Source organism: Streptomyces sp. MGP-BFMKR1, assembly GCF_057766585.1.
On the sequence record NZ_CM173408.1, the window covers coordinates 7,231,593 to 7,251,795 of the forward strand.

The 20,203-nt window shown below is 69.9% G+C and carries 23 protein-coding genes; 10 read left to right on the top strand and 13 right to left on the bottom strand.

Annotation, left to right across the window (positions count from 1 at the left end; all coding sequences use genetic code 11):
- Nucleotides 1-30: 30 nt before the first annotated feature.
- A complete protein-coding gene (locus tag AC3CHW_RS29050) occupies nt 31-393 on the bottom strand; it encodes a trypco2 family protein (protein WP_488468411.1) in 363 nt (120 codons plus the stop codon).
- Between the two features lie 354 nt (nt 394-747).
- Here AC3CHW_RS29050 and AC3CHW_RS29055 point away from each other — a divergent pair, with 354 nt between their 5' ends.
- On the top strand, nt 748-1,326 hold the full coding sequence (locus tag AC3CHW_RS29055; protein ID WP_488468412.1) for a DinB family protein: 579 nt from the start codon (nt 748-750) through the stop codon (nt 1,324-1,326).
- Between the two features lie 57 nt (nt 1,327-1,383).
- On the opposite strand, the gene AC3CHW_RS29060 is transcribed toward AC3CHW_RS29055, so the two are convergent.
- On the bottom strand, nt 1,384-2,601 hold the full coding sequence (locus tag AC3CHW_RS29060) for an MFS transporter (protein WP_488468413.1): 1,218 nt from the start codon (nt 2,599-2,601) through the stop codon (nt 1,384-1,386).
- A 255-nt stretch (nt 2,602-2,856) separates the two neighbouring features.
- On the opposite strand from AC3CHW_RS29060, the gene AC3CHW_RS29065 reads away from it, so the two are divergent.
- Entirely contained in the window at nt 2,857-3,189 is a 333-nt protein-coding gene (locus AC3CHW_RS29065; RefSeq protein WP_488468414.1) for a type II toxin-antitoxin system PemK/MazF family toxin, read from the top strand.
- 246 nt (nt 3,190-3,435) lie between these two features.
- Nucleotides 3,436-5,154 carry an eCIS core domain-containing protein gene (locus tag AC3CHW_RS29070; RefSeq protein WP_488468415.1) on the top strand — a complete coding sequence of 573 codons (1,719 nt, stop codon included), beginning with the start codon at nt 3,436-3,438 and terminating at the stop codon, nt 5,152-5,154.
- A gap of 77 nt (nt 5,155-5,231) precedes the next feature.
- On the opposite strand, the gene AC3CHW_RS29075 is transcribed toward AC3CHW_RS29070, so the two are convergent.
- The 4 genes from AC3CHW_RS29075 to AC3CHW_RS29090 all read right to left on the bottom strand — a co-directional run bounded on the left by AC3CHW_RS29075 (nt 5,232) and on the right by AC3CHW_RS29090 (nt 7,845).
- Complete coding sequence (locus AC3CHW_RS29075; protein ID WP_488468416.1) at nt 5,232-5,618, bottom strand: hypothetical protein; 387 nt, start codon at nt 5,616-5,618, stop codon at nt 5,232-5,234.
- Nucleotides 5,619-6,025: 407 nt separating this feature from the next.
- A complete protein-coding gene (locus AC3CHW_RS29080) occupies nt 6,026-6,232 on the bottom strand; it encodes a DUF397 domain-containing protein (RefSeq protein ID WP_488468417.1) in 207 nt (68 codons plus the stop codon).
- Nucleotides 6,229-6,870, bottom strand: a complete 642-nt coding sequence (locus AC3CHW_RS29085) for a DUF6461 domain-containing protein (RefSeq protein ID WP_488468418.1) — start codon at nt 6,868-6,870, stop codon at nt 6,229-6,231. Before AC3CHW_RS29085 ends, AC3CHW_RS29080 begins: the two co-directional genes overlap by 4 nt.
- A 480-nt stretch (nt 6,871-7,350) precedes the next feature.
- Nucleotides 7,351-7,845 (bottom strand): ricin-type beta-trefoil lectin domain protein, encoded by a 495-nt coding sequence (locus AC3CHW_RS29090; RefSeq protein ID WP_488468419.1) that lies wholly within the window; start codon nt 7,843-7,845, stop codon nt 7,351-7,353.
- Nucleotides 7,846-8,028: 183 nt separating this feature from the next.
- On the opposite strand from AC3CHW_RS29090, the gene AC3CHW_RS29095 reads away from it, so the two are divergent.
- The gene (locus tag AC3CHW_RS29095) at nt 8,029-10,953 is read left to right on the top strand and encodes an AfsR/SARP family transcriptional regulator (RefSeq protein WP_488468420.1); all 2,925 of its coding nucleotides are present in this window, start codon (nt 8,029-8,031) and stop codon (nt 10,951-10,953) included.
- Nucleotides 10,916-11,287, top strand: coding sequence for a VOC family protein (locus AC3CHW_RS29100; protein ID WP_488468421.1), 372 nt, complete (start codon nt 10,916-10,918; stop codon nt 11,285-11,287). Before AC3CHW_RS29095 ends, AC3CHW_RS29100 begins: the two co-directional genes overlap by 38 nt.
- A gap of 127 nt (nt 11,288-11,414) precedes the next feature.
- Here AC3CHW_RS29100 and AC3CHW_RS29105 read toward each other — a convergent pair whose 3' ends face one another.
- From AC3CHW_RS29105 to AC3CHW_RS29120, 4 genes are all read right to left on the bottom strand, one after another.
- Nucleotides 11,415-11,618, bottom strand: coding sequence for a DUF397 domain-containing protein (locus AC3CHW_RS29105; protein ID WP_488468422.1), 204 nt, complete (start codon nt 11,616-11,618; stop codon nt 11,415-11,417).
- Between the two features lie 32 nt (nt 11,619-11,650).
- Nucleotides 11,651-11,854, bottom strand: coding sequence for a DUF397 domain-containing protein (locus AC3CHW_RS29110; RefSeq protein ID WP_488468423.1), 204 nt, complete (start codon nt 11,852-11,854; stop codon nt 11,651-11,653).
- Between the two features lie 228 nt (nt 11,855-12,082).
- Nucleotides 12,083-12,289, bottom strand: coding sequence for a DUF397 domain-containing protein (locus tag AC3CHW_RS29115; protein ID WP_488468424.1), 207 nt, complete (start codon nt 12,287-12,289; stop codon nt 12,083-12,085).
- On the bottom strand, nt 12,286-13,110 hold the full coding sequence (locus AC3CHW_RS29120) for a helix-turn-helix domain-containing protein (protein WP_488468425.1): 825 nt from the start codon (nt 13,108-13,110) through the stop codon (nt 12,286-12,288). Before AC3CHW_RS29120 ends, AC3CHW_RS29115 begins: the two co-directional genes overlap by 4 nt.
- Nucleotides 13,111-13,504: 394 nt before the next feature.
- Here AC3CHW_RS29120 and AC3CHW_RS29125 point away from each other — a divergent pair, with 394 nt between their 5' ends.
- The 5 genes from AC3CHW_RS29125 to AC3CHW_RS29145 all read left to right on the top strand — a co-directional run bounded on the left by AC3CHW_RS29125 (nt 13,505) and on the right by AC3CHW_RS29145 (nt 16,655).
- On the top strand, nt 13,505-13,825 hold the full coding sequence (locus AC3CHW_RS29125) for a hypothetical protein (RefSeq protein WP_387601682.1): 321 nt from the start codon (nt 13,505-13,507) through the stop codon (nt 13,823-13,825).
- The gene (locus AC3CHW_RS29130) at nt 13,822-14,355 is read left to right on the top strand and encodes a hypothetical protein (protein ID WP_488468426.1); all 534 of its coding nucleotides are present in this window, start codon (nt 13,822-13,824) and stop codon (nt 14,353-14,355) included. Before AC3CHW_RS29125 ends, AC3CHW_RS29130 begins: the two co-directional genes overlap by 4 nt.
- A gap of 127 nt (nt 14,356-14,482) precedes the next feature.
- The gene (locus tag AC3CHW_RS29135) at nt 14,483-15,094 is read left to right on the top strand and encodes a GNAT family N-acetyltransferase (RefSeq protein WP_488468427.1); all 612 of its coding nucleotides are present in this window, start codon (nt 14,483-14,485) and stop codon (nt 15,092-15,094) included.
- Nucleotides 15,091-15,453 (top strand): glyoxalase superfamily protein, encoded by a 363-nt coding sequence (locus AC3CHW_RS29140; protein ID WP_488468428.1) that lies wholly within the window; start codon nt 15,091-15,093, stop codon nt 15,451-15,453. The genes AC3CHW_RS29135 and AC3CHW_RS29140 overlap by 4 nt, the downstream gene beginning before the upstream one ends.
- A gap of 752 nt (nt 15,454-16,205) precedes the next feature.
- The gene (locus tag AC3CHW_RS29145; RefSeq protein ID WP_387601690.1) at nt 16,206-16,655 is read left to right on the top strand and encodes an RICIN domain-containing protein; all 450 of its coding nucleotides are present in this window, start codon (nt 16,206-16,208) and stop codon (nt 16,653-16,655) included.
- A gap of 49 nt (nt 16,656-16,704) precedes the next feature.
- Here the strand turns inward: AC3CHW_RS29145 and fes are convergent, their stop codons facing one another.
- The 3 genes from fes to AC3CHW_RS29160 all read right to left on the bottom strand — a co-directional run bounded on the left by fes (nt 16,705) and on the right by AC3CHW_RS29160 (nt 20,181).
- On the bottom strand, nt 16,705-18,102 hold the full coding sequence (fes, locus tag AC3CHW_RS29150; protein ID WP_488468429.1) for an enterochelin esterase: 1,398 nt from the start codon (nt 18,100-18,102) through the stop codon (nt 16,705-16,707).
- A gap of 307 nt (nt 18,103-18,409) precedes the next feature.
- The gene (locus AC3CHW_RS29155) at nt 18,410-19,612 is read right to left on the bottom strand and encodes an acyl-CoA dehydrogenase family protein (RefSeq protein ID WP_488468430.1); all 1,203 of its coding nucleotides are present in this window, start codon (nt 19,610-19,612) and stop codon (nt 18,410-18,412) included.
- 23 nt (nt 19,613-19,635) lie between these two features.
- Nucleotides 19,636-20,181, bottom strand: coding sequence for a flavin reductase family protein (locus tag AC3CHW_RS29160; protein ID WP_488468431.1), 546 nt, complete (start codon nt 20,179-20,181; stop codon nt 19,636-19,638).
- Nucleotides 20,182-20,203 lie beyond the last annotated feature (22 nt).

The following is a 20,203-nucleotide window of genomic DNA, read 5'->3' on the forward strand; positions in this document are numbered from 1 at the left end:
GCCACCGTCAAACGCTGGAAACGGGCCCCGTCACCTGGGCCGCCGGCCGGCAGCGCCGCCGTCCGGGAACGCGCCGGCCGCCGGGCCCTGCGCCTGCCCCTGCCCCTGCCCCTGCCCCTGCGCGACGATGCGCACCGGGCCGTCGCCGCGCCGGGGGGTGAGGGTCACCATCACCCGGTGGCTGCGGCTACGCGCCGCGGAACCCTCCGTGTCCGCGGTGACGACCCAGGCGCGCAGCCCCCCACCCGCCCGCGCCTCCCGGCGGACCTCGACCAGGAACTCCAACTCGATCGGGCCGACGTCGAAGGTGACGTCCTGCCCCTCGCCGCGCCGCGCGGCCTCCACGAGACTGTCGCGCACAGCGGCGACGGCGTCGGCCAACTCGATCTCCACGTGATCCCCCCGGATTCGACCGTGGCACGCGGAACCCTGGCCCTCCGCCCGGCGCCCCACCACGGCGGACTGACTGTAGCCAAGCGGCGGTTGGCCTGTCCCGTGGATCGGGAAGGTGGGAGTGGCCCGCACGGCCGTTGACGCAGGCGTAGGCCCCCGCCGGCCCGGGTTGGAGCGCGGGAGGGTGCTGGGGTGGTGCGTGCGGGGGTTACGCGCCGAGGCCGCCGGCCCTGACGGGGGAACGGGGCGCTCCGGGGGTCCTCCCCGGGGAGGACACTCCGGGTGTCCTCCCCGGAAAGACGCTCCAGGCGTCCTCCCCGGGAAGCGGACACGGCCGCATGCGAGGATCACACGATGAGCAACCCGCGCCGTGAACTCCTGCGTTGGCAGTTCGACATGACCTGGTCGCTGTTCGAGTACCACCTGGAGCGGCTCGCGCCCGAGGCGTTCCTGTGGGAGCCCACCGACCTGACCTGGACCGTGCGCCCGGACGCCGCCGGCAACTGGCTGCCCGACTGGGCCGACACCGAGCCCGACCCCGTCCCCGTGCCCACCATCGGCTGGGTGAGCTGGCACATCGGCTGGTGGTGGAGCACCGCCATCGACCACGCACAGGGACGTACGCCCCGCGAGCGCACCGACATCACCTGGCCGGGCGACGGTCCGGCGGCCGTCGCCTGGCTCCGCGACCTGCGGACGCGGTGGCTGACGGTCCTCGACGGGCTCACCGACGCCGACCTGGACGCCACCTCCGCGCTGCCGTGGCAGGCCCCTCCGGACAACACCGTCGGCCACATGGTCGCCTGGCTGAACGCCGAGTTGATGAAGAACGTCGCCGAGATCGGCCAGCTACGCCTCATCTGGGCGACCTCGACGTCGGCCCCGAGCAGCACGGGGGTTGAGCGGAGGGAACGCCGCCGGCACGAGGGTTGAGCGAAGGGAACGGCGCCGGCACGGCAGCCGCGACATCGAGCCCACCCGCCCGCGGGTTCAGGGCCGAGCGGCGCGGCCCGGCCCGACGAGGTGTGCCCCTGCCGCCAGGACCGCGAGCACCGCGACGCAGCCGCCCAGCACCATGACCGAGGTCGGGGAGGAGCGGTCCAGGAGAACTCCCCCCACGAGCGCTCCCATGGAGATCGTCGCCTGGAACGAGGCGGTGAACAGGACCGATGCCGCTTCCGGGGCGTGCGGCGCCGCCTTGGCGAACCAGGTCTGCGACGCGACGGGTACGGCGCCGTACGCGACGCCCCACACGATCAGCAGCGGCACCGCGCCGGCCTCCCAGCGGCCCAACGCGGGAAGCAGCAGGGTCACGGCGGCGATCAGGGCCGCCGCGAGCCCGAAGACGGTGCGCGGGTACCGGCCCACCCAGGCGCCGCCCAGGCAGTTGCCGAGGATGCCGGCGGCGCCGAAGAGCAGCAGGAACGTGGTGATCAGACCGCCGCTGGCGTGGGTGACCTGTTCCAGGAACGGCGTCACGTAGGTGTACGTACCGAAGTGGGCCAGCACGACGAGGAACGTCAGCAGGAGCGCGAAGCGGGTGGTGGCGCCGCGCAGCAGGCCGCTGAGCACGCCCAGCCGAGTGGCCTGGCCCGGGGGAAGCGGCGGCACGAACAAGACCAGCATGACCAGGACGCCGACGGTCAGCGCCCCCATGACGGCGAAGGCCGTTCGCCACCCTGCGAGATCCCCGATGAGCGTGCCCGCCGGCACCCCGAGGACCGACCCCAGCGGGACGGCCGAGAAGATCACAGCGGTCGCCCTGCCGACAGAGGCCGGCGGCACCAGCCGTTCGGCCAACCCGGCTCCGATCGACCAGAAGCCGCCGATCGTGATCCCGACCAGGACCCGGGAGACCAGTACGAGCCAGTAGTCGGGGGCCACGGCGGCGAGGAAGTTCGCGAGTGCCAGCAGGAACATGAAGACGCACAGCATCAGTCGGCGGTCGAAACGCGCCGTGGCCACGGTCACCAGGGGAGCGGAGACCGCCGCCAGGAAGCCCGGCATGGTCATCATCAGCCCGGCCATCCCGTTCGTGACGGTGAAATCGGACCCGATCGAGGTCAGCAGCCCGATCGGCAGGATCTCGGTGGTGACGATGACGAAGATCCCCCACATCACCGAGACCACGCCCAGCCACCCCGCCAGCGGGGTCCGGGAAGGCAGGTGTTCGCCGTTGACTGGAACGGTAGTGGTGGTGGCCTGCATGGCGGTTCCGTCCTGTGAAGGCAGCGCGTCTCGCGCTCAGTCCAGCAGGGCTCACCACGAGGTGGCTGGCAGTTCCGCGACCGCAACCTCGCACGTCACGGTGGTGTCGCATTCCGGCTCACGGCGGCCCGCGCTGCACGGCCTACGCTGTGACTCGCGGCCATCGCGTGCTCTCCGGTCTTCACCCACCGATGAGCAACGGCGACCGCACTCGCCCGCACAGCGCCCTCACCGCAGACCGTGCCAGGAGGAGGAATGCGACACGGCGAAGTCTGGTGGGTCGACTTCGACGAGCGACGGCCGGTCGTGCTGCTGCCGGGAGACGAGGCGTCCGGGCTCCGGGCGATGCAGGTCGTCGCTCCGGCGGGCATCGACATCAGCGGTCTGGCCGTCGAAGTGGCCGTGGGTGCCGGGGACGGTCTGCCCTTCGAGGGCGTCCTGCGGTTCGCGTTGCCGCGCCCGGGCTTCACCCCGTGCACGTGGCTGACCACCGTGTCCCGGGACGACCTGGTCGAGCGGGTGGGCGTGCTGTCCTCCTCGAAGCTCAGCGAGATCGAGGACGCCCTCCGCCTCGGTGGCCTGGGGTAGGCGGGCAAGGGGCGGACCGCCGCCGACGGTGGCGGGCCGTCAGTAGGGCATCGGGGAAGTGGCCCCCCCCCGAGTCCGGGCCAGCCCGGCGTTCCGGACGGAACGTAATCTCGCGATAGCCCCTACGACAGGAGGGCGGACAACCTCGCCCAATCGGCCAACAAGGGTGGCCCCCTGGCTTGTGGTGGTTGTCTCCGGTCGGCTGCTATCAAGAGAATCCTCGCTATTCGCGTCAGGGGAGAGGCCATGCACATCCGCTACAGCGCAAAGACCGAAGAGACCAAGACCAGCCGATTACCGGTCCGTAGTTCTCCGGCGCCTGTCTCGACGCCGCCACCCTCGTTCTTGGCCCTTCAGCGCAGCGCCGGCAACGCGACAGTGATCCAGATGCTTCGAAAGGCCGGGCATCCAGGCGCCCAGGAAGAACAGCAACATGGCGCCGACCGCGGCCACCGGCAGCCCGGGCACCCCGTACAGCGCTCCACCGTCCACGACGTCCTGCGCACTCCGGGCCGTCCCCTGAACGACGACACACGCATCGAGATGGAAGCCCGGCTCGGTGCGGACTTCTCGGACGTCCGTATCCACTCCGACGCGACCGCGAAAGCCTCGGCGGCCGAAGTGGGTGCCCGTGCCTACACCTCGGGGGAGCACGTCGTCATGGGCGACGGTGGCGTGGACAAACACACCCTCGCCCATGAACTCACCCACGTCGTCCAGCAGCGCCGGGGGCCCGTAGCCGGTGTCGACGACGGGACGGGCCTGCGGATCAGTGCCCCGTCCGACCGGTTCGAGCGTGCAGCGGAGGCGAACGCGGCGCGGGTCATGTCCAGGCCCGTTCCCGACTCCGGCGTTCACGTGCAACGGACCGCTGACGAGTCGGTGGGCACCGGTTCTCCGGGGCGGCCGGAGGAAACAATTCAACGCTCCATCACGATCGCGTCCTCCGGCGACAGTGATGCCATGCGTCTGGGGTTCGAGGAGGCGGTCAAGCTACTGCTCGGCAAACCGGACGGCGCAGCCATGAGCATGACCGTCGTCAGTCGGATGGTCCAGATGAAAAGGTCATTCGCGAATGCGGACGAGTTCGCCGCCGAGGTCGCCCGGGAGTCCGGCGTCGGTACGGACGGGAGTCTCACCTTGGGCGAGCTCAGCAACCTTACGAGGCAACATACGGAGCGGGTCCACGCCGCGAAGGCCGAGTTCGATAGCGACCGGAGTGCCATGCTGCGCGGGATTGTCAGCGGAAGTACCTTCTCCAGCAAGTACGACGCCGAGGGGCGGTTGGGAGGCGACCTCGACACCGGCGAACTGGAGCAGCTCAAGTCACGGGTCCAGGACTTCCACCAGTTCACCAGTGACTTGCGGGACGAACTTCCCCAGGACGTCAAGTCCAGGAAGATGCGGCTGTACCGGTCGACGGATGTCGCTAAGGACCAACTGAAGGTGGGCGGGAAGGTTCGTCAGGCATTACCGTTCTCGGCCACCTACAGCTATGACTTCACCGCCCAGGAATGGGGTGACAAGCCCGTCGTCCTGGCGATCGATGTCCCCATGAACCACCAGCTGGTCTCGCTGTCCCAGGTCGGCGGCGGCTCGACGGGCGTGCCCCTGAATCAGGATCAGTTGGAAGTCGTGGTCGGCCCGTGCACGCTCGAGATCACCGATGTGAGCGAGATCGGCGAACGCACCCTCGCAAGCGCGGTCGTCGCCCCCCTCTCCCAGAAGGACGTCGCCGCCGACATCGACGAGGCCATTGAAAGAAGCTCGGAGCGGCGCAAGCGGAAGCGTGAGGCAATCGACTACGACGACGCAGATCTCCCCACACACTTCGAGGGCAACGAGGTGAAGCGGATTCGCTCGTTCACGAGAGATGACGAGGGAACCCTGGTCACCACCAAGCAGGGTAAGAGCCTGCATTTCCACAGCGGCGACGACTTGTTCGGCTGGACCTTCCAGGAGTAGTCCGTCGGGGTAGCCAGAGGGGGAGACTCCCTCGGGCTGCCCCCAGGGTCCCTTGCACGCTTGCGGCTTGTCCGGGTTCATCCGGCGAGACCGAGGGCGATCAGGGGTCTGTGGCAGTCGCGGGCAGTGTGGCGTAGGGCGGCGGCGATGTTGATGTGGCCGTCCTGGCGGCGGATGCCGGCGGGGTTGCGCAGGCCGGCCATGATGCGGGGGAGGCGGCCGACATGGATCTTGGAGTCGTCCTTGCGGAACGTGCGGTCGCGGACGTGGTGCGGAAGATTTTCGATCTTCCATTGTCCTCTGACCCAGGCGGCGGGCTGGGTGCCGGTCGCCGTGCCGGGTAGCAGGCTGGTGATCAGATCGGCGCGTTCGATGGTGAGCTTGCCGGTGGTGAAGTCCGCTTTCCAGCAGACGACTTGGAGGGCCTGGTGGGCGTCGGGGTAGTCGAGGTGGGCGAAGGCCACGGTCTTCAGGCGATGCAGGAGCAGGCAGGGACTCGCCAAGTGTTCATGGCAATTCGACACTCACATGATCACCGATACCGTGCCTGCGCTGCGTTCACTCCCTGCCCGAACCGGGACGCCCACCCCCGAGTCCGGGCCAGCCCGGTGTTCCGGACTCGCGATCTTGCGACAGCCCCTGTGGAGTGTGCCCCTTCGCCCTTGCTTGGTCACGGATGCGAGCGGGATGCCGGCCATGGCGCTTCGGCTCACCGATGGTAGGCCGCCGGCACGGACCTCGGGGAATTGGTCTCCCGGCCAAGTGACTCTGTTACTGGAGTCAACTACTCGTATGCGGCGGATGGTTGTGACACGCGAAGACCCCTGCCGGTCTCGGTCAGAGTGCGGCAGGGGCCCGGTGTGGTGCGTGGTTACGCGGTGAAGTCGCCGGCCTTGATGCCGGCCACGAAGGCGGTCCAGGCCGTGGTGTCGAAGGCGAGGGTGGGACCGTACGGGTCCTTGCTGTCGCGGACGGGGACGGTGCCGTACGCGGCGGCGAGGTTGGCGGCGACCTCAACGCATGCGCCGCCGTTCTCGCTGTAGGAGGACGTGAACCAGCGGGGGGATTCGGTCGTCATGGAGCGTGCCCCTTCGCGCTTGCGTGGTGCCCGTGTACGAATGCCGCGGGCAGCGATCCGTGCAGAATCTGGTTCATAGGCAGGGTGAGCGTGAACCGTTTTTCGATGATAGTAAGAGACTTGAGGTGAGCAGTTTCGCGTCTGTCTTCGTTGTGGATTCCTGCCGCCTCGATGTCAGCATGGATGAGATCGGCGTCCGGGCCGGTAACCTCGTGCGACCACGTGTACATGTACATGTCGAAGCCGCATGCGTACTCGCCGTCGCGGTAGAAGGTGAACTGGGGTGGCGGCACCTTCGGGTTCTGTGTCTCGTAGTAGAGCTCGAAGACCTCCTCGCCGCTGTTGCGGGAGAGGTGGTTGCTGTAGCCGGGGCCGAGTTCGCCCGGCCAGTAGCCATGGGCAACCGTGAACGCGAGGTCGCCGTGGGTGCCGTAGCGAACGGCAGCCATCTCCCGTTCCTGGGAGTTGATGTACGTTTCGATGTCCTCGGCCGTGTATGCGCCAATGAGCACCGGAGCCGGGCCGCGTGTGATGCGATTGACCAGTTGGTCGGCCTTGAGTCCGCGTGCGAGATGGATGCAGTAGCCGTACCAGGTGGGGGCCTTGTCGGCCAGCCATCTGATTCCGTCTGTGTTCACCGTGACTCTCTACCCCTTGTTATTCGGGTTGTGGGAATTGAGGCGGTCACGGAGGCCAGTCCGTTGCGGTCGCCGGACGGTGCTCGCTCACGCCCGGGCGATGCGTACCGCGCCGGAGCTCCCACCGTCGAACCGCGCATTCTGGTGGCGCGACCGTACGAGGCGCTGCACGACGCACTCACGGTCGCGGAGCTACGCGGTGCCCGCCTCGACGGCTCGGGGGACGGACCGGCTGGTCCGTCCCCCGAGTCTGCCCCACCGTGACGTCACCGCGCAGGCGCCCCAGTGCCGAGGCGGCGGGACCGCGCTGTCCGCGTACCGCTTGCCGAAAGCGCGAGCCGCCAGCGCGGACCCTCAGCGTGAGCCGAAAGCGCGAGCCGCCAGCGCGGACCCTCAGCGTGAGCCGAAAGCGCGAGCCGTCAGCACGGACCCTGAGCGTGAGCCCTCAGCGTGAGCCGTCAGCGAGGCCGGCCCCCGCACTCACAGGTCGATCCAACCCACCTGGTCGATCACCCAGCGAGACGCCGTCTCCTTGGTGGGCTGGAAGACGACCTGGGCCCCGACTGCTCCGTTCGCGTGCAGCCACTTGAGGCTCTGGGCATGCATGATGGACTTCGGGCTGCTGGAGGTGGTCCTCCATTCCTGGAATTCCCCGTCGTTGCACGGCTTCGTGTAGACGTCCGCGCCGTTTCCGTCGAGGCAGTGATCGTACTGGTGATTTTCGAAGACGCCGTCGATGACGGTCCACACCTGCTTCGCGCTCCGGTCGCAATTTCCGAGGACCACGTTCTTTTCGTGCACCTGCGTTCCCTCCAGCTGAAGGCAGGAGTTGCTGCTGTTTCCGTTGATCACCTGGTAGATCGGCGTCCGTGCCGCCGCCTGTGCCGAAGCCGGTGCGCCGACCAGCAGCGTCGATCCCATTGCCAGCGCCGCCCCGGCGCCGGCGAGACGCGCGAGTTTCCCCTTGTTCTCCATTGACGTATCCCCTTGAGTTCGGCGTATCCGTGGGCCTGCTTCTGGGTGGCCTTGAGACGTCCACAACCTCTCGCACGCCGTCCTCACGCCGTCCTCACACCGTCATCAACGGCCGGTGGGGGGCGTTGCCCCGAATGCTGTGCTTTGCTCTTCTCACTGGTGGCAAGGGGGGAGGCCGGAAGGATGGACTTTCGCGTTCTCGGTGCGCTGGACGTCCGGACAGGCTGTGAGCGGGTGCCGGTGCCCGGGGCGCGTCGCCAACGGCTGCTGGCGGCACTGCTGTTGGCGCCCAACACGGTGGTGTCGCTGTCCAGGCTGATCGAGATGACCTGGGATGACGAGCCGCCCCCCACCGCCACCAAACAACTGCGGAACTCCGTCTCGGCGCTGCGGGAATGCCTGGGCGACACCGACCGGCGGCTCATCCTCACCGAGGAGCCCGGCTACCGCATCCGCCTCGACGCCGCCCGGCTCGACTCGCTCCGCTTCGCCGCCGGAGTGGCCGAGGGCCGCCGCCACGCCGCCGGGGGGAGACTTGAGCGGGCGGTCCAACTGATCCGGCCGGCGCTGGGCCTGTGGCGTGGGCCCGCACTCGACGGGCTGGGCACGGCGGTCCTGGCCAGGTCCGCCGCGCGCTTGGACGAGCAGCGGCTCAGCGCGCTGGAGCAGTATGCCAAGTGGCGGCTGGAACTCGGCGAGCACCACGAGGTCGTGGACGACCTGGCGGACCTCGTGCACGACCACCCCCTGCACGAGGGCCTCCACGTCCAACTGATGGCGGCGCTGGACCACTGTGGCCGACGAGCTGACGCGCTGGGTGTCTTCCACCGTCTCAGAACCCGTCTCGCCGAGGAACTGGGGGTCGGCCCCGGTCCCTGCACCCAGCGGCTCCACGAGCGGATCCTGCGCGGTGAACCCGGGGCCCGCCGGGTCGACCGGACGCCGCGGGACGATCGCGACGGGGTGGTCGGCACGCTGCCCGCCCCGGGGCCACCCCAGTCCGTCACGCCACGGGTGCCCCGTGAGCTGCCGCAGGCGATTCGCGACTTCACCGGCCGTGCCGATCACGTGGCGGCGCTCGACGCGCTGTTACCGCCCGCCGGCGGTCAGGCCGTGGTGATCTCCGCCCTCGACGGATCCGGCGGAGTGGGGAAGACGACGCTCGCCGTGCACTGGGCCCACCGCGTCCAGGACCGGTTCCCGGACGGCACCCTGCACACCAACTTGCGCGGTTACGGGCCCGGAAAGCCCGCGACCCCGGGCGAGGTCCTCGACGATTTCCTGGTCGCGCTCGGCGTACACCCGGCCGCTGTGCCGGTCGGTACCGGCGCCCGTTCGGGACTGTTCCGCACGCTGGCGACGGGGCGGCGCATGCTGATCGTGCTGGACAACGCCAACAGCGCGGAGCAGGTCCGGCCCCTGCTGCCGGGAGCGCCCGGATGCATGGTGCTGGTGACCAGCCGCGACAGCCTGACCGGGCTGGTGGTCACCGAAGCCGCGCACCGGATCACCCTCGACGTGCTGTCTCCGGACGAGGCGTCGTCCCTGGTCGTGGGCATCATCGGCCCCGCTCGCGCCCAGGCGGAGCCGGCCGCGGTGGAGAGCCTCGTCCGGCTGTGCGCGCGATTACCGCTCGCGCTGCGGATCGCCGCCGGGCGTGCCGCCGCGTACGAACACGTCGCCGTCGCCGACATCGCCGACGAACTCGCCGACGAGGATTCCAAACTCGACGCACTGAGCTGGGGGCAGGATCCCTACGCCGCGGTCCGCAACGTACTCCAGTGGTCCTACGCACAACTGCCGGCAGCGCAGGCGAGCCTGTTCCGGCGCCTTGGACTGCATCCCGGCCCGGACATCTCCACACCCGCCGCCGCGGCCCTCGCGGGCCTGCCCCCACACACGACACGGCGACTGTTGCGGGCGCTGGCAGACGCGCACCTCATCGAACCGGTCGCGCACGACCGGTACCGCTTTCACGATCTACTGCGCGCCTACGCCGGCGAACTGGCCGGTGCGCACGACTCCGAGACCGAACGGGGACAGGCTCTCGACGCGATGCTCACGTGGTACGCCCACACCGCGCATACCGCCGACCGCCTGGTCTACCCCACCTGCACCCGTGTGGTGACGAACCCCATCGAGTCGGCCCATCCACACCTTCTGGCCGGCCGTGACGACGCCTGGGCGTGGTTCACCGCGGAACGGGCCAACCTCGTCGCCGCCCTGCACCACGCTGTCGACACCGCCATGGACCGGTACGCGCTGCACCTCGTCGACGCTCTCGGCTTCCTGGTGCTCATGGGTGGCTGGCAGGAGCGCGTCGACACCGCCACCGCGGCCCTGCACGCGGCGCGGCGCTCCGGCCGGACCGAACACGAGGCCAACGTCCTGCTCGCTCGTGGGGAAGCGTTGGCACACCTCCAGCATCCGGACGCGGAGCGGGACCTCACCCGCGCCCACGCCCTGGCCAAGGACGTCGGCAACCACCACATCCAGATCGCCGCCCGCACCGAACTGGGTCAACTGCTCCGCCGACAGACCCGCCTCGTCGAGGCACTGCGCCCCTTCGGTGAGGCGCTCGTGCTCAGCCGGGGCTTCGACACCGGGCGATGGGAGGCGGTGGCGGAAGGCAACATCGCCGCACTCCACGCTGATCTCGGCAACCCCCGCCTCACCATCGAGCACGGCATCCGAAGCGCTCGACTGCGCCGTCGGCTCGGCGACAAGGACGGTGAGGCATGCGCGCTCTCGGCCATCGCCAGGGGCATGCAGGGCATCGGCGACCACGACAGGGCTGTCGTCCTGTGCCGGCGCGCCGTCGACCTCGGTCGCCGGTCCATCGGCAGCCACGACGAGACACTGGCCTGGCCCTTGGCGGTCCTCGCCACGTCATGGGACGCCCTCGGGCGTACGGAGGAGGCCCTCGCCTGTCGGCGGGAGGCCGCCGCGATCTACACCGATCGGGGCCTGGACGCCGAGGCCGACGCGATGCGGCAGCTCATCCGACGCTCGCTTCCTAGCGAGGGAGGTGGTTCGCGCTGGGCCCCTCGGGGTCTGCCAGAATCGGCGGATGCTGAGCATCGGAACGATCGTGATGGGGGCTGCTGATGTGCGACGGGCCGCGGAGTTCTGGAGTCGGGCGCTGAGCTATGTCCCTCGCGATGGCGAGGTGAAGGACGACTGGGTGGTGCTGGTGCCGACCGATGGCTCCGGTGTCGGACTGGCCCTCGGCCGTAGTGCGACGCCCGTGCAGGAACATCCGAGAATCCACCTCGACCTCTACGCCGGCGACGCCGCCGATCAGGAAGCCGAAGTGGCGCGACTGATTTCCCTCGGTGCTGAACGCGTCGACTGGGACCTCTATCCGGACGACGCCGACTTCATCGTGCTCGTCGACCCCGAGGGCAACCGCTTCTGCGTCATCGACACCAGTCACGGCTGACGACCAGCGCCCACGTGCCGTGGTCACCAGGGCAAACGCCGCCTCATATGGCGCTGGTCGTGACACGCGAAGACCTCTGCCGGTCTCGGTCGGAGTGTGGTGGCAGGGGTCTGGGGGTGGTGCGTGGTTACGCGGTGAAGTCGTCAGCCTTGACGCCGGCCACGAAGGCGTGCCAGGCCGTGGTGTCGAAGGTGAGGGTGGGGCCGTACGGGTCCTTGCTGTCGCGGACGGGGACTGTGCCGAGCGCGGCGAGGTTGGCGGCGATCTCAACGCATTGACCGCCGTTGGCGCTGTACGAGGACTTGATCCAGCGGGGGTTGTCGGTCGTCACGGGGAGCCCCTTTGCGCTTGTGCGGTGCACGGTTACGCGGTGAAGTCGCCGGCTTTGATGCCGGCCACGAAGGCGGTCCACGCCGTCGTGTCGAAGGCAAGAACGGGGCCGTGTGGGTCCTTGCTGTCGCGGACCGGAACAGTCCCGTGCGTGACGAGGTTGGCGGCGACCTCAACGCAGGCACCACCGTGTTCGCTGTGTGAGGACTTGAACCAGCGGGGGGATTCGGTCGTCATGGAGTGTGCCCCTTCGCCCTTGCTTGGTCACGGATGCGAGCGGGATGCCGGCCATGGCGCTTCGGCTCACCGATGGTAGGCCGCCGGCACGGACCTCGGGGAAGTGGTCTCCCGGCCAAGTGACTCCGTTGCTGGTGTCAACTGCCCGTACGCGGCAGCTAGTTGTGGCACGCGAAGACCCCTGCCGTTCTCGGTCGGAGTGTGGCAGGGGCCCGGTGTGGTGCGTGGTTACGCGGTGAAGTCGCCGGCCTTGATGCCGGCCACGAAGGCGGTCCAGGCCGTGGTGTCGAAGGCCAGGGTGGGGCCGTGCGGGTCCTTGCTGTCGCGGACCGGGACGGTGCCGTGCGCGGCGGCGAGGTTGGCGGCGACCTCAACGCATGCGCCGCCGTTGTCGCTGTAGGAGGACTTGAACCAGCGGGGGGATTCGGTCGTCACGGGGAGCCCTTTCGCAACTGGTTGATCGTGGCCACAGATTCCGCCTGCGGGCAGGCTTCGGCCTGTAGCTGATGGTAGGCCGTCAGTATGGGCAGCACGAACGAACTTTCGCGCTCCAGATGTCCCCGATGGGCAGACTCGGCGTACGACATGAGCGAGCGATCTGCCATGGTCAGGATGTAGAGCGGCAGGTTGAACGTGCGGCGTGCGCCCATGTCGTATGGCGCGATCTGGAGCACGGTGGTTGGCAACTCGGCGAACTCCAACAGCCTCTCGTACTGCGCCTTCATCACCTTTGGTGCGCCGATGGGGCGACGGACGCAGCTCTCGTCCATGACGACGAAGAGCATGGGCGGGGATGACCGAGCAACTGCGGATTGCCGTTGCGCGACGAGTGATACGCGCTCATGTGCTTGCTCTTCCGTGATCGCACCCCGCTGCACAGCGTGCTCGGCGAGAACCGATGCGTACTCCGGTGTCTGAAGCAGTCCGGGGATGATCCCGATCTCAAACAGCCGTACCTCCGCCGCTCGCCCCTCATAGTCAACGTACTCCGGGAAGCCCTCCAGCAAGCTCCCGTTCCGCATCTCGCGCCACTCACGCTCGTACGCGTCGCCGCCGAGGAAGCGATCCAGACTGCGCGAAAATCGGAGAGTCGGGGGTTTGCGGCCGGTTTCGATCGCTGACATGTGGGTGCCGGAGTACCCCACCTTCTCGCCGAACTCCTCCTGCGTCCACCCGCGTTCCTCGCGCACCCTGCGTAAACGCGCGCCAAAGGCCGCTTGCGGCGAGCTGTCCGGGTTCAAGTCCTTCAGGTTCAAGGAGTGATCACCAACTGTTCGTTCGTCTCTCACAAGTTGAAGACCCCCCGACTCTAGGGGACCCTCGGTGCTCCCGGTAGTGACATCACTACGGAGAGGAGCGGACCCCACCGTGTCCAACACCCCCGCCCCCCCCTCCCGACGCCAAACTTGCCGCGTTGCTCGACAAGCGCGATCGCGAGGCACGGGGCAGCACCCCACAGGTAGACACGCGGACGCGTCAGCAGGCCAACTCGTGGGTTGGAGCGTCACGTTCGTGTGCCACGTGCAGGGCCATCCGGACGGTCGCCGAACGGGCAAGAGCGTTGCGCGATGCCATTCAGCACCGTAAGGCCATCGAGGCTTTGCATGTCCACCGTCTTCGCCAACATGCCCCCGAACGAGGTGATGGCGCGTGCTGAAGCAGCACATCTTCGCGGACACGCACCGCGTCATCGTGGAGGGCGTGGCGCTCCGGTTCTTCCTGCGTACCCACGACGCATGGGTGCCGGTCACCGACACCGACTTCCAACGCGCCTACGAACTGGCCCTCTTCGACCCCGACGCCCTCCGCAAGGACGTGCTCTGCCCCAACGCGCGACGCGTCGAGTGCGACACCTATGAGGGGTGGTACTGGTCTGACGGCTGCCGATCCGCCGGGTTGTGCACCTTCGACGACCGCAGCCCCGGGGAGTGTCCCGGCATGGCTCAGCTCACGGCTGGCGACGTCTCATGACGGCGCGCCAAACCTGGGTTCACCTGCTCGTATGGCGTCCCGTCGAGCCGGCCCGACCGCTCGACGTCAGCCGGGCATGGCCGCGCGTCCTCCAGGTGGCGGGTGGCGGCGCGCCCGCGCCGCCGGGCGTCATCCTGCGGCCCGACGAGTCGATACGAGCCGCCGCCGGCCGCGTCGCCACCGCGCTGGGGTTGCGGCCACCCGCCCTGCCCCGCGTGCTGGCCGTGGACCAGCGACCGGCCGAGGGCGACTGCCCGGAGGAGCTTTCGCTGATCGTGGACGGTGGCTGGCTCGCCGACGACGTCCCCGTCGCCTGCACCTGCGGCCAGCACCCCTGGTCGTGGACGCCCGTGTCCGAGTTGGGGCACGTCGCCCTGGTGCACGCCCTGCGCGCCCTCGTCGTCGGCCAGCCACCCCCGGCCCTCTGGAACGGCGCGCCCTTCCGCCTGGCCACCGACCCCGACCCCGATTCCGCACCCGTACCCGAACCGGCACCCGACCCTGATCCCGGCCGCCGGCCCTCGCCCTGATCCAGGGTGATCCAACCCAGTCGCCCCGCCACCCCGTCACCCAGCAGCCCGCGCGCGGGGGAGTGGGGCGAACGGGGCGGGCCCGGCCTGACTCGCGGGCCCGTAGCCCGCTCCGTACGATGGGTCGATGCCCGCCTCGCACCGCAAACGGCCACCTCACGAGCGTCCCGCCGCGCCCGGCGGCGGGTATCTCGCCGTGGGCGAGCGTACGGCGATCCGGCTGTTGCGCCGGGGCGACGAGGCGGAGTTCACCGCCCGCGCGCGGGAGAGCGTCGCGCTGCACCGGCCGTGGCTGTTCCCACCCACGACGGCCGAACAGTTCGCGCACTACGTGGCGCGGCTGGAGGAGCCGGCGCGCGCCGGGTTCGTGGTCTGCGAACGGGCCACGGACGGGATCGCCGGCTACGCGACCATCAACAACATCGTCGGCGGCGTCTTCCAGTGCGGGGCGCTCGGCTACGGAGCCTTCTCGCACGCCGCCGGTCGTGGGTTGCTCACCGAGGGGCTCGGGTTGGTCATCGAGTACGCCTTCGGGCCGCTGGGGTTGCACCGGCTGGAAGCCAACATCCAACCCGCCAACGCCCGGTCGATCGCGCTGGTCAAGCGGATCGGCTTCCGGCTTGAGGGCCTGTCGCCCGACTTCCTCTACGTCGACGGCGCCTGGCGCGACCACGAGCGCTGGGCCATCACCAGCGAAATGCCCCGCCGTGGCGGGCCGCAGGGCACAGTGGGGCCATGACCGTCACCTTTCGCCGTACCGTCCCCGTACTACGGGTCTTCGACTGGGCCAAGGCCCACGCGTTCTACGTCACCTACCTCGGCTGCGCCGTCGACTGGGAGCACCGCTTCGCCCCCGACCTGCCCCGGTACGCCCAGGTCTCCCGGGGCGCGCTGGTGCTGCACCTGTCGGAACACCACGGCGACGGGACACCCGGTACGGCCGTGTACGTCGAGCTGGACGGGGTGCGCGAGCTGCACGCCGAGCTGACGGCCAAGGAGTACCCGTATCTCAGGCCGGGCCTCGAAGAGGACGGCCTCTCGGTCACCCTCCTTGACCCGTTCGGCAACCAGATCCGGCTCAGCCAGCCGGTGGACTGACCCACCCTGTGCCTGGCCCTGTCGTGCGGGGTTCCTGTCTGCCGAGCGGGTGGCGGTCGGGGTCCGCCGGTGTGGGAATTCCGGGCAACGGGGTGGCTGCTCGCAGGTGCCTGACAACGTTTCCTGCCGCCGTTTCGCGCTCGTGGCCAGAATTCTGATAGGGCCTGACTCGGCTGGCCACAACAGGGGCAGAGAGATCTCCGTGGGTTCGCTATTTGTCCCTGCCATGTCATGCCGACAGCGCTCGCTCTGTGCCATCCTCGTGAAAAACCTCGTGAAGTCCACGAGTCAGGAAGCTGTCACATGTTCCGCCGTGGGTTCCCTTTTGCGGGTGAGTCGTTAACCGCCTTGAATTCAGGCGAAAGCGCGGGGGCCCGGACGCTGGACCGGCTCTCGAAACACCTGGTGAGCGCGGTACCGAGAGCGCGCGCCCACGTGACCCGCACTCGGTCAGCCCACGAACGGCGACCATGGCGGAATTCCCTGGCCCAATACAACCTGGCGGTGCCACGTATCGGCCTGGGAGGCTGTGCGCGCCGGTCAGTCATGACGGCAGTAGAGCAGTGGCCGTTCCGGGCCCGTGTCCCGGGGCAGCCAACAGGTGTTTGTCGTTCAGAGTTCTTTCGAGGCCGGGCTTTTGGCACGTTGGTGCCGCGTGGGGTCGCACGCTCTTCCCTGGAGTTCGCCAACGGGCCCGCCGTGAACGGCGCACGGAAAACGCTTCTCATCCATTTCAAGCAGGAGGTTCTGTCATGCGCTTACGGACCACAGTAGTGGCGGCCATGGGCATGGGTTGTGCCCTGGCGGGAGTGTTCTCCAGCACGGCTTACGCCGCCCCGCAGGTGCAGTACCAGAACGTGGCCACGGGCAAGTGCCTGGACAGCAACGGCGCCGGCAACGCGTACACCCTGGGCTGTAACGGCGGTAACTACCAGCGTTGGACGGTGTCGTTCAACAGCACCGGTGGCGGCGAGATCAGAAACGTGGCCACGGGCAAGTGCCTGGACAGCAACGGCGCTGGTAACGCGTACACGCTCGGCTGCAACGGTGGCAACTACCAGCGCTGGTCGGTACGCGAGTCGGGCGCCGGCATCGTGGTCTGGCAGAACGTGGCCACGGGCAAGTGCCTGGACAGCAACGGCGCCGGCAACCTCTACACGCTGGGCTGCAACGGCGGCAACTACCAGCGCTGGGCAGGCTGACCCGCGGGTCGGACAGCACACGGGCGCTGCCTGACGCGGGCTCGGCCCGTCAGGCTGGCCCGCCTCGCCGCCCCTCCTCGCCCCGCCCCGGGCCGAGGAGGGCGGTCAGGCCGTCGGCCAGTTCGGTGCGCCAACACAGGTAGTCGTGGCCGCCGTTGAACTCCCGGTACTCCGCCGCGTAACCCCGGGCCCGGAGCACGTCGGACAGGCGGCGGTTGGCCGGGAGCAGCACCCACTCCTGCTCGCCGGTCGACAGCCAGCAGCGCACCGGATGGTCCGGGGCCGCCGGGGTGGCCTCGACCAGGGAGGTCAGCCACTGCGCCGCGGGGCCGTCCGGCCACCAGAAGGAGCCCGACTGGGACAGCGCGTTGCCGAACCGGTGCGGGGCGCGGACGGCGGCGTACGTGGCCATCAGGCCGCCCAGGCTCTGGCCGGCCAGCACGGTGCGCGTCGGGTCGGTGGTCAGCGGCCAGCGCTCGGTGGCCCAGGGCAGCAGGTCGTCGGTGAGGAAGTCCACGAACCGGTCGTTGCAGGCCAGCTCCGCCCAGCGGGTGTCGCTGTCCAGCGACTCGGGCAGCAGCGCGACCAGCGGCGGAACGCGCCCGTCGGCGATCAGGTTGTCGAGGAGCGTGGCGACGCCCAGCTCGGGCTGCCACATCTCGCCGTCGAAGAGGACCAGCACGGGCAGGCCGGCCTCTGCCTCCGGGCGGGTACCGGTACCGGGCCCGTCGTCGGGCGCCGCCCGGGCGGGCTCGTACACCCACACCCGACGCTCGTTGCCGAGCCCCGCGCACCCCACCGTGTGACGGCTGACCGTGCCCCGTGGCACGTCGGCGCGCCGCTGCCAGGCGGTGTCGGGCGGCGCGGCCGGGAGGCGGACCACCGACTGCGGTGGACCGCCCCAGCGGCGCGGCAGCGTGTGGGGGTTGCGCGGGTCGGGGCGGCCCTGGCCGCGCAGCCAGGCGAGGTAGCCGGGGTCGGACGGGGAGAGCGGCGCCCCCTCGTCCACGCAGAGCGCGTACGTGGCCTGCCAGTCCCGCCGCATGCGGATCGACCAGTGCCACACGTCGCTGTCGGGCAGCCGCTCCATCAGGTTGTGCTCGGGCGCGCGCGGGTCGATCACCTTGTTGGGCAGCACCAGCACGGACCGGGTGGCCGGGGTGCCGCGCCACAGGAAGGTGACGACGGCGTGCTCCGGGTCGCCCCGCGGGTCCGGCTCGACCAGCGGCGTGCCCGCGGCCTCGACCTCGCGCCAGAAGTCGGGCACCGCGTGCGTGGCCGCCGCGTCGCGCCGTCGCCGCCGCCGGTCCAGCTCCGCCACCCGAGGGCTGGCCACCCGGGGCACGGGCGCGGGGCGCGGCACGCGCGGGGGGCGCTTGGGCGCGTCGGTCGGGGCACCGCCGCGGGCGTGGGCCGACGCGTCGGTCGGTGGCGGGGAGGCGGACATGGCGTGGAACCTCCGGCGCGACGAAGGGCGGTCGGGTACGGGCGGGAACCGGCAGCCGGACCGACACCGGGCCGGCGAGGCGCGGACCGGCGGCTGACAAGATCCCGCTACGGGTGAGGGTTACCTTACCTGGCGCCTGTTCCATACGTGGCGGGGTCCGCCCGCGAGGTGGCCCACGCTCCAGCCGAGGCGCCCGGCTCGGCTCCGGGGCCGACCGGCCCGCACCCGCGCGAAGCCACCTCGCGGCCCAGCCCTGCCCGGTACCCGCGGCGGCTTGGCGCCTCCACACCGCCAGGGCGGGCCCTGGTCAGACGAAAGGTGTGATCCGTTCCTCGACGCCGAGCAGCAACTTCCCGTAGACCTCCATGCCGACCGCGTGGGAGGCGACCGCGTGCCGTCCGGCGACCTCGGCGTCACGCCAGATCCGCTGCAACGGGTTGGCCTCGGCGAAGGAGCCGCCACCGTGCACGTTGAGCAGGATGTTGATGGCGTCCAGGGCGTTCCGTACGGCGTGGCTGGTGTCCGCCCGAACCCGGGCGCGGGTCAGCACGTCGAGGTGGGTGCCTCGGGCGGCGGCCTCGTCGATGTCGGCGGCGGCCCGGTGGAGGTGCAACTCCGCGGTGTCGATCTTCGTCGCGGCCTCCGCGACCTGTAACTGCACCGCCACCGAGGCCGCCTGGGTCTCGTAGTAGGTGAACGAGACGGGCTTGGTCCTCGCCTTGTCGGCCACCAGCTTCAACGCGGCTCGACCGAGCCCCAACTGCACGCCGCCGATGACGGCGACCACGAAGGGCGCGAACGACGAGCGGAACAGGCCCGTCTCACCCCGCCCGCCGAGGTCCTCGCCGCCGAGTGCCCCGGGTACGGACGCCACCCGGTGCTCGGGAACGAACACGTCCTCGGCGATCAGGCAGTTGCTCCCGCTGCCCCGCATGCCCGCGGTGAACCAGACGTCCTCCATCGTCAGTTCCGCGCGCGGCACCAGCACCATGGCCTGGTCGACCACCTCCCCGCCCTCGTTGGTCAGTGGCATGCCCAAGACGGCCCAGGTGGAGTGCCAGGAGCCCGAGTTGTAGTACCAACGCCCGGTCAGTCGCCAACCTCCCGCCACCTTGCGGCTGCTGGAGGTGGGGCTGAACACCCCGGTCACCCGGGCGTCGGGGTCGGCGCCGAAGACGTCGTCCTGAGCCTGGGGCGAGAAAAGCCCGGCCAGCCAGTTGCAGGTGCTGACCAGGGTCACCACCCATCCGGTGGAGCCGTCACCCTCCGCTATCGCGGCCGAGACGTCCAGTACGGTGCGGATGTCGGTCTCGTAACCGCCGAAACGGCGGGGAACGGTCAGCTTGAACAGCCCGGCCTCGGTCAACGCGTCGATGACCTCGTCAGTCACCCGGCGATCCGCCTCGATCCGCGGGGCCTGCTCGCGCAGCAGCGCCTGAAGCGCGGTCGCTCTCGCCACCAGTTCGGCCCTGGTCGGGATGCTGGTGGTGGGCGTGAGGGCCGTGGACATCTCAGTCTCCTGTCTGAAGTCGTTCATGGGGTGGGAGTGGTGATCGGCCCGGCGGCCAGGGGCCGCTCGGGCGTGGGGTGCGAGGCGAAGGCGGAGTGCGTCCCGAAGGTGCGGTGGCCGTAGACCAGGGGCGCGGCGGCGGCGGACGTGTCGGCGTGCACGGCGGTGCCCAGCAGCAAGAGGTGGTCGCCGCCCTCGGCCACCGAGGTCAGCTCGCACACCAGCCACCCGGGAGCGTCGGTCAGTCGGGGCAGCCCGTGGTCGTACCGCCACGCGAGCGCACGGAAGCGGTCGGGCGTGCGGCGGGCGAAGGTCCGGGCCGTCTCGTGCTGGTCGGCCCCCAGCACGTTGACCCCGAACCGCTCCGTCGCCAACACCCGTGCCAGCAGCCCCGACGCGCGGTCCAGCGCGAGGGAGACCATCGGCGGGCGTAGGGAGAGCGAGGCGAAGGCGCTGACGGTCGCCCCGTACGGAGTCCCGCCCTGGGTGGCGGTGACGACGGTCACGGGGGCGCAGACCCCCGCCATCAGCTCGCGGAAGTCCTGTTCGTCCACTAATGCGCTAGCCATCTCCTACCTCCAATCCATCATG

Excerpts from the sequence above, each read along its gene's own strand:
- AC3CHW_RS29055 (WP_488468412.1), top strand. The coding sequence starts at position 748 with ATGAGCAACCCGCGCCGTGAACTCCTGCGTTGGCAGTTCGACATGACC.
- AC3CHW_RS29060 (WP_488468413.1), bottom strand. The coding sequence starts at position 2,601 with ATGCAGGCCACCACCACTACCGTTCCAGTCAACGGCGAACACCTGCCT.
- AC3CHW_RS29065 (WP_488468414.1), top strand. The coding sequence starts at position 2,857 with ATGCGACACGGCGAAGTCTGGTGGGTCGACTTCGACGAGCGACGGCCG.
- AC3CHW_RS29070 (WP_488468415.1), top strand. The coding sequence starts at position 3,436 with ATGCACATCCGCTACAGCGCAAAGACCGAAGAGACCAAGACCAGCCGA.
- AC3CHW_RS29080 (WP_488468417.1), bottom strand. The coding sequence starts at position 6,232 with ATGACGACCGAATCCCCCCGCTGGTTCACGTCCTCCTACAGCGAGAAC.
- AC3CHW_RS29090 (WP_488468419.1), bottom strand. The coding sequence starts at position 7,845 with ATGGAGAACAAGGGGAAACTCGCGCGTCTCGCCGGCGCCGGGGCGGCG.
- AC3CHW_RS29095 (WP_488468420.1), top strand. The coding sequence starts at position 8,029 with ATGGACTTTCGCGTTCTCGGTGCGCTGGACGTCCGGACAGGCTGTGAG.
- AC3CHW_RS29100 (WP_488468421.1), top strand. The coding sequence starts at position 10,916 with ATGCTGAGCATCGGAACGATCGTGATGGGGGCTGCTGATGTGCGACGG.
- AC3CHW_RS29110 (WP_488468423.1), bottom strand. The coding sequence starts at position 11,854 with ATGACGACCGAATCCCCCCGCTGGTTCAAGTCCTCACACAGCGAACAC.
- AC3CHW_RS29130 (WP_488468426.1), top strand. The coding sequence starts at position 13,822 with ATGACGGCGCGCCAAACCTGGGTTCACCTGCTCGTATGGCGTCCCGTC.
- AC3CHW_RS29135 (WP_488468427.1), top strand. The coding sequence starts at position 14,483 with ATGCCCGCCTCGCACCGCAAACGGCCACCTCACGAGCGTCCCGCCGCG.
- AC3CHW_RS29140 (WP_488468428.1), top strand. The coding sequence starts at position 15,091 with ATGACCGTCACCTTTCGCCGTACCGTCCCCGTACTACGGGTCTTCGAC.
- AC3CHW_RS29145 (WP_387601690.1), top strand. The coding sequence starts at position 16,206 with ATGCGCTTACGGACCACAGTAGTGGCGGCCATGGGCATGGGTTGTGCC.
- fes (WP_488468429.1), bottom strand. The coding sequence starts at position 18,102 with ATGTCCGCCTCCCCGCCACCGACCGACGCGTCGGCCCACGCCCGCGGC.
- AC3CHW_RS29155 (WP_488468430.1), bottom strand. The coding sequence starts at position 19,612 with ATGTCCACGGCCCTCACGCCCACCACCAGCATCCCGACCAGGGCCGAA.
- AC3CHW_RS29160 (WP_488468431.1), bottom strand. The coding sequence starts at position 20,181 with ATGGCTAGCGCATTAGTGGACGAACAGGACTTCCGCGAGCTGATGGCG.